The sequence below is a fragment of the uncultured Lamprocystis sp. genome, from assembly GCF_903933125.1.
Taxonomy (GTDB): Bacteria; Pseudomonadota; Gammaproteobacteria; order Chromatiales; family Chromatiaceae; genus Thiodictyon.
The window spans coordinates 1-6,638 of sequence record NZ_CAIZIZ010000165.1; the positions used below are offsets into that span (position 1 = coordinate 1).

The 6,638-nt window shown below is 63.7% G+C and carries 7 protein-coding genes and 1 pseudogene; 2 read left to right on the forward strand and 6 right to left on the reverse strand.

The window, feature by feature from the left end; all coding sequences use genetic code 11:
* Together QZY03_RS08135 and QZY03_RS08140 are read left to right on the forward strand one after the other, a co-directional pair.
* Window positions 1–1,056, forward strand: a 1,056-nt coding sequence (locus QZY03_RS08135; RefSeq protein WP_295579946.1) for a VWA domain-containing protein, incomplete at its 5' end; no start/stop codon positions are given.
* 55 nt (window positions 1,057–1,111) lie between these two features.
* Window positions 1,112–1,615: an AAA family ATPase gene (locus tag QZY03_RS08140; RefSeq protein WP_295579948.1), complete on the forward strand. Its 504-nt coding sequence runs from the start codon at window positions 1,112–1,114 to the stop codon at window positions 1,613–1,615.
* Between the two features lie 87 nt (window positions 1,616–1,702).
* On the opposite strand, the gene QZY03_RS08145 is transcribed toward QZY03_RS08140, so the two are convergent.
* From QZY03_RS08145 to QZY03_RS08170, 6 genes and pseudogenes are all read right to left on the reverse strand, one after another.
* Window positions 1,703–1,894: a hypothetical protein gene (locus tag QZY03_RS08145; protein ID WP_295579950.1), complete on the reverse strand. Its 192-nt coding sequence runs from the start codon at window positions 1,892–1,894 to the stop codon at window positions 1,703–1,705.
* Window positions 1,895–2,069: 175 nt separating this feature from the next.
* Window positions 2,070–3,719 carry a chaperonin GroEL gene (gene groL, locus QZY03_RS08150; protein ID WP_295579952.1) on the reverse strand — a complete coding sequence of 550 codons (1,650 nt, stop codon included), beginning with the start codon at window positions 3,717–3,719 and terminating at the stop codon, window positions 2,070–2,072.
* 83 nt (window positions 3,720–3,802) lie between these two features.
* The gene (locus QZY03_RS08155; RefSeq protein WP_026199659.1) at window positions 3,803–4,090 is read right to left on the reverse strand and encodes a co-chaperone GroES; all 288 of its coding nucleotides are present in this window, start codon (window positions 4,088–4,090) and stop codon (window positions 3,803–3,805) included.
* 123 nt (window positions 4,091–4,213) lie between these two features.
* Window positions 4,214–4,783, reverse strand: a complete 570-nt coding sequence (locus QZY03_RS08160) for a Slp family lipoprotein (protein WP_295579955.1) — start codon at window positions 4,781–4,783, stop codon at window positions 4,214–4,216.
* Between the two features lie 66 nt (window positions 4,784–4,849).
* Complete coding sequence (locus QZY03_RS08165) at window positions 4,850–5,473, reverse strand: Slp family lipoprotein (RefSeq protein ID WP_295579957.1); 624 nt, start codon at window positions 5,471–5,473, stop codon at window positions 4,850–4,852.
* A gap of 854 nt (window positions 5,474–6,327) precedes the next feature.
* A pseudogene (locus QZY03_RS08170) lies at window positions 6,328–6,638 on the reverse strand (hypothetical protein); the annotation flags it as partial.

Genomic DNA, 6,638 nt, shown 5'->3' on the forward strand with positions numbered 1-6,638 from the left:
CGCACCCGCCGCCAGCAGGATCTCTCGCCCAAGGTCTATTTCACCGATACCGAGGTGGACTACCGCGACGATAACCGTCATCTGTGGCGCTATATCGAGCAGGGCGACGAAGAGGAGTCATTCGAAGCGCGCAAACCGCCCAAGGCCGAGGAGGTGCAGACACTGCCGCCGCGCCATTACCCGGAGTGGGACTACCAGAGCAAGACCTACCGCCCCGACTGGGTGAGTCTCTACGAGGGACTGCATCCCGCGGGCGACCCGGCCCTGATCGATGCGCTGCTCGACAAGCATCGGATGCTGGCCAAGCGCCTGAAGCAGATTCTCGACCTGCTCAAGCCGCAGCAGTATGTGCGCCTGCGCTACCAGGAGGAGGGCAGCGAACTGGATCTGGACGTGGCCATCCGCTCGCTCATCGACTTCCGCGGCGGGGCCACTCCGGACCCGCGCATCAATATGAGCCACCGGCACGACGGGCGCGATATCGCCGTGATGCTCCTGCTGGATCTCTCCCAATCGCTCAACCAGGTTCCCGACGGCTGTACGCAGAGCATTCTGGAACTGAGCCAGGAGGCCGTCGCCCTGCTCGGTTGGGCGATTGATCACCTGGGTGATGAATTCGCTATTGCCGGGTTCTCCTCCAACACCCGCCACGAGGTGCGCTACCAGCACATCAAGGGCTATCGCGAACACTGGGACGATCAGGTCAAGGCCCGTCTCGCCGCCATGGAGGCCGGCTATTCCACCCGCATGGGCGCCGCCTTGCGCCACGCCGCGCACTACCTGGCGGCCCGCCAGGCGGAGAAAAAGCTGATGCTCATCCTCACCGACGGCCAGCCCCATGATATCGACGTGCAGGACGAACGCCTGCTGATCGAAGACACCCACAAGGCCGTACAGGAACTCGATCAGCAGGGCATCTATACCTACTGCATCAGTCTCGACGCCCATGCCGACGACTATGTCCGCGACTGTTTCGGCAATCGCTTTACCGTCATCGACCGGGTGGAGCGGCTGCCGGAGAAACTGCCGCGGTTGTTCATGGCCTTGACCAAATGAGTCGGGTGGGGATTCCGGCGGGCACGGATGAATTGCATTGAATAGGCAAGCGACCATGACTGACCCCGAACCACTCGACCGGCTCCAGGTGACGGGTTTCAAGTCCATCGCGCAACTCGACGTGCGGCTGAAAGACCTGAACATCCTGATCGGTGCCAATGGCGCCGGCAAATCGAACTTCATTGGGGTCTTCAGGTTCGTTCACGAGATCCTGCGCAAGAATCTTCACGATACCAGCGAGTCCGCCAAGGTCAAACAGCCGGGACGCATCGGCGAGACCGACATGTTGCTTCCCCAAGCGGACAACCTGGCGGCCTTCCTGCGCTCGATTCGCGAGACACTCGCCTACCGGCTGATCGTCCAGACCATCCAGCGGGTCGCGCCCCTTTTTCAGGACTTCGTCCTTGAGCCCGAGAAAGACAACCTGAGCCTGATCCGGCTGCGTTGGCGGCACCGGGGGCTGATGAGACCTTCGATGCCAGTGACTTCTCCGACGGCCTCGATCAGGATACCGGCCGCTTGGGTTCACCGGAGGCGTAGTCAGGCCATCCTGGCCTGACACCGTCAGGGCTGGAAGCCCTGACTACGCATGCCGTTGGCCGGGATTACGATCAAGGCCCCAGCGACCACGATCAGTCGCGGCCTTTCAGGTGCGTTCATGTGTCTGCGGGTCAGCCATGGCAGTCGCGAGCCCTGCTTTCAGACTCGTCAACAGTTCGCTGCGCACCAGCTCGCCCCGGCGGCGCGCCTCTTCGGCAACGCATTCCATCAGTGCGGCCAGTTGCTCGTCAGTCGGCTCATGCTCAATGTCGTTGAGGTCGAAGTGTGCGGGGTCCATCGTCGGGTCCAGGTTGAGTCGGGTCGCCAGGGGAGGTTGGCCAAGTGTAACCCCATGCGTTGGGCGCTGAGCACCCGGTGCGCAAGTTGGCAAGCCAGGGAGTGACCCTCATCGCCAAAGAAAAAGCCCCGCCGGGGCGGGGCTTTTTTGGGCTCGTAAGAGCCGCCGGGACCGATCAGTAGTCCATATCCCCCATCCCGCCCATGCCACCCATTCCGCCGCCGCCGCCCATGGCGGGCTTCTCATCCTTGGGCAGTTCGGCGATCATCGCCTCGGTGGTGATCATCAGGCCGGCGATGGAGGCGGCGTTCTGCAGGGCATAGCGGGTGACCTTGGTGGGGTCGAGGATGCCCATGGCCACCATGTCGCCGTATTCGCCGTTGGCGGCGTTGTAGCCGAAGTTACCGGTGCCGCCGGCCACCTTGTTGAGGACCACCGAGGGCTCTTCACCGGCGTTGGCGACGATCTGGCGCAAGGGTTCTTCCATGGCCCGGCGGGCGATGGTGATGCCGACGTCCTGGTCCTTGTTGGCGCCCTTGAGGTTGCTGAGTTTGCCCAGCGCCCGCACCAGTGCGACACCGCCGCCGGGGACCACGCCTTCCTCGACCGCCGCGCGGGTGGCGTGCAGCGCGTCCTCGACGCGTGCCTTCTTTTCTTTCATTTCCATCTCGGTGGAGGCGCCGACCTTGATCAGTGCCACACCGCCGGCCAGCTTGGCCAGGCGCTCCTGGAGCTTCTCTTTGTCGTAGTCGGAAGTGGTCTCCTCGACCTGGGCGCGGATCTGCTCGCAGCGGCCCTTGATGTCGGCCTCGGAGCCGGCGCCGTCGATGAGGGTGGTCTCTTCCTTGCTGACCTGGACTTTCTTCGCGGTGCCCAGTTCGGCGAGCGTCGCCTTCTCCAGCGACAGGCCGACCTCTTCGGCGATGACGGTGGCGCCGGTGAGGATGGCGATGTCCTGCAGCATGGCCTTGCGGCGGTCACCGAAGCCGGGGGCTTTGACCGCGCAGACTTTGATGATGCCGCGCAGGCTGTTGACCACCAGGGTCGCCAGGGCCTCGCCCTCGACATCCTCGGCCACGATCAGCAGCGGTTTGCCGGACTTGGCGACGGCCTCCAGTACGGGGAGGAGTTCGCGGATGTTGGAGATCTTCTTGTCGTGCAGCAGGATGTAGGGGTCTTCCAGCTCGGCTTTCTGGGTCTCCTGCTTATTGATGAAGTAGGGCGAGAGGTAGCCGCGATCGAACTGCATCCCCTCGACGACATCGAGTTCGTTGTGCAGTGACTTGCCTTCCTCGACGGTGATGACGCCTTCCTTGCCGACCTTCTCCATCGCCTGGGCGATGATCTCGCCGATGGAGTCGTCGGAGTTGGCGGAGATGGTGCCGACCTGGGCGATCTCCTTGTTGTCGGAGCAGGGGCGGGAGATGACCTTGAGTTCGGCCACGGCCGCTTCGACCGCCTGATCGATGCCGCGCTTCAGATCCATGGGGTTCATGCCGGCGGCGACCGCCTTGAGGCCCTCGCGGACCATCGCCTGGGCGAGCACGGTCGCGGTGGTGGTGCCGTCACCGGCCACATCGGAGGTCTTGGAGGCGACCTGCTTGACCATCTGTGCGCCCATGTTCTCGAACTTGTCCTTCAATTCGATCTCCTTGGCCACGGACACGCCGTCCTTGGTCACGGTCGGGGCACCGAAGGATTTCTCCAGCACCACGTTGCGGCCCTTGGGGCCCAGCGTGACCTTGACCGCGTTGGCCAGGATGTTGACGCCGTGCAGAATCTTGGCACGGGCTTCGTCACTGAAATGAATTTCCTTTGCGCTCATTGAACGATCTCCTGAAGTTGGAATGGGCCTGAGTGGAATCGGCCCGAGTAGAATCGGATGGATGGGTCGGGCGGCCGGACGCGCTACTCGATGACGCCCATGATGTCGTCTTCGCGCATCACGACAACTTCTTCGCCCCCGACCTTGACCTCGGTGCCCGAATACTTGCCGAACAGGACCCGGTCCCCGACCTTCAGGTCCAGCGGACGCAGATCCCCATTGTCCAGCCGCTTGCCTTTGCCCACGGCGAGCACTTCGCCCTGAATCGGCTTCTCGGTGGCGGTGTCGGGGATCACGATCCCGCCGGGGGTGGTGCGCTCCTCCGGCCGGCGGCGGACGACGACACGGTCATTCAATGGTCTGATATTCATAGGGTTATACTCAAAAAGTGGTGTGCGGCCCGTATTTTTGCCGCGAGCGACGATACTGTTAGCACTCATCTTACGCGAGTGCTAATAATTTAAGGGAGATTTCGCGGGCGTCAAGTCCTAATCTTAAAACTGCACCCCAACGCCGCCCCCGATCCCGCCGCCGTACCAGCCGCCGCTACCGCCGCCGATGCCGATGGACACCCAGGGTCGCGGGGTCCCCGACCCGTCGCCGTCGCGGACGGTCTCCGGCCAGAGTGTGACCTTGGCGTTGGCCAGCACCGGAAATCGGTAGGGGGCAGTGCCGACCATGCCGTCGCGGATGTCGGTGATCATGCCGGTGGCGGTGACCAGGCGGTCGGGTCGGTAGTCCGCGGGCTCCAGATAGCCGGGGGTGACGACGATGAAGCGGCCGATGGGTTGCTGTCCGACCCGCGGGACACCGCAGCGGTCCAATGGGTAGCCGATGATTTCGAGTTCAGTGCTGTCTTTAAGATTGCGTGTTGTGCCCAGGGCTCCGCCCCAGCGCAGGCGTTCGCCCGTGTGGCCCTGGCTTGCGGCGACCTGGGCCGGGGTCAAACGGGGGTTGCCGGTCGGTCCGACGCAGTCGGTTGTCGCGCAGCCGGTCAGGATCACCGCGCAGAGCAGGGTGCACAGGGCGGCAGCGCCGATAGCATGAGCAGGGTGCGATTTCATGGACACTCCACACTGTGAACAGAACGTCGGGCGCGATCACCACCAGGACGCTGGTCGCTCGCCCCGTCAACGATGGCGTGCCCGTCGCGGCGGCCTGAAGTATGGACCATAAGGCCGATACCAGGGGCTGAACCCGGATCTGAACCAGGGATCGTACCAGGGGCCGTAAAAGGGCGAGAATCCCGGTCCATAGTAGACATCGGCGCTCGGCGGGGGTGCCGCGGGCCAGAGGTAGCGATGTTCGACCCGGACGATGGGGTAGAGATAGGGGTAATCACCCACCGGGCGGGTCTCCGTCCCGGTGATGGGGCCGACCACGGTCAGTTCGCGATCCACACCAACCTCCGCCGGGTCGAGAAAACTCCCGACGCGCGCGATGAATCGGCCCTGGCCCTCGCTCCCGGCGCGCGGTGCGCCGATGGCGTCCAGGGGCCGGGCCAGCACCTCGATCTCGGTGTTGTCCGGGTGATTGCGGACGGCAATGATGGTCCCGCCCCAGCGCACCGGTTGCCCGGTAAAGCGCGCCGGGTCGCGCTGGACCTGGGCCAGGTCCACCGTGACGGCAGGCGCGGTGCGGATGGTCGCGGGAACCTGCGAGGCGCAGCCGCACAGCGTCAGCGCGGCCAGCACGACGGCGGCGCGTGTCGATGATGGGCGACCAAGCGATACCTTGAGGCGCGTGCTGTACATAAGTGAACAATCGTTGTCGTTGTCGTAATCGAGTTGACAAAACGGCCTTGATCATCGCCGCGGCCATCGTACACGCTTGGTCGTTGATCCGCGGCGCGGACCGTACGAATCACTGTTTTCCCATCGGGTCCGCCGCGGTGCGTCCCGGTAAGGGTGCGTCGTCGAGTGGGTGGAAGTCCCACCCTGGTCACCGCTCGCCACTGGCCTGGCAGCGCCTTGCGGCGGGAACCGGCGACAGGCCGTCGATGCGTCGGCACGAGAGGAGACGCGGTGCTAATGGTAACAGGTGGCGCTGACCGTGAAGGCTTAGGTGATTTCCGTGTAGGGGCGAATTCATTCGCCCCCACAACCCAACAGGCTTTCTGCGCCTGTGTAGTCGGGATGCCTATTCACGGAAATCGCCTTAAGCCCTGAAATACCCAAGTTGGAACCGGCCGTCGGTGTCGCCGCACCGGCAGGTAACACCTGTGCGGGCACCTTCAATACTTCGGCGTGAGCGGCGACTTCCGTTTCGGGAATTTACGGAAACCGTGATCCAGATCACAAAGCCCCACTTGCAAAACAGCGGTGAGACGCGGAAAGTACACACCGAAGGGCGATGGACTTCGGCAGGACCGCCAGCCGATGGGCAGCGCCGAGCCACTGGGGGACGCGCGGCAGGGTCCGGGTCGAGCGTTCGGGGTGAGGCGATGTGCCTGGCTGGCTGGCGGGATTCAGTCTGGAACCCTAGTGGCCCGTGGTGGGCAAGCATGTCGCCGGCCCGTGCCAACCTAGAACACGTTAGGCCACGCACGGCAATAGGGGACCACGGCAATAGCGGCAATAGAATAGAGCAATAGGGGAGAGACCACGGTTTATTCTGCCGAAAGCGAAAACCGTGGTCTGTCCCTAATTTCTCTCTCGGCCTCGCGCGCTTGCAGGGCGGCCTGCTGGCCTTGCAGGGCATCCTGCTGGGCTTGCAGGGCATCCTGCTGGGCTTGCAAGGCGGCTTCTTTTGCTTGCCGCTCGGCCGCGCGTGCTGCCCGTTCGTCGTCGAGTTCGCGTTGGATCGAGCGCTGTTGGCGCAGGAAGTCCTGCCGGGCCTGATAGACGTGATAGGCACGTTCTTTATCGGAGAACGCCTTCAGGGTAGTCATGGCTTGCCTCATTTCCGGAGTTGGATTTC

What these genes read in the sequence shown, in the direction of transcription:
- QZY03_RS08140 (WP_295579948.1), top strand. Translation starts at nt 1,112, where the DNA reads ATGACTGACCCCGAACCACTCGACCGGCTCCAGGTGACGGGTTTCAAG.
- QZY03_RS08145 (WP_295579950.1), bottom strand. Translation starts at nt 1,894, where the DNA reads ATGGACCCCGCACACTTCGACCTCAACGACATTGAGCATGAGCCGACT.
- groL (WP_295579952.1), bottom strand. Translation starts at nt 3,719, where the DNA reads ATGAGCGCAAAGGAAATTCATTTCAGTGACGAAGCCCGTGCCAAGATT.
- QZY03_RS08155 (WP_026199659.1), bottom strand. Translation starts at nt 4,090, where the DNA reads ATGAATATCAGACCATTGAATGACCGTGTCGTCGTCCGCCGCCGGCCG.
- QZY03_RS08160 (WP_295579955.1), bottom strand. Translation starts at nt 4,783, where the DNA reads ATGAAATCGCACCCTGCTCATGCTATCGGCGCTGCCGCCCTGTGCACC.
- QZY03_RS08165 (WP_295579957.1), bottom strand. Translation starts at nt 5,473, where the DNA reads ATGTACAGCACGCGCCTCAAGGTATCGCTTGGTCGCCCATCATCGACA.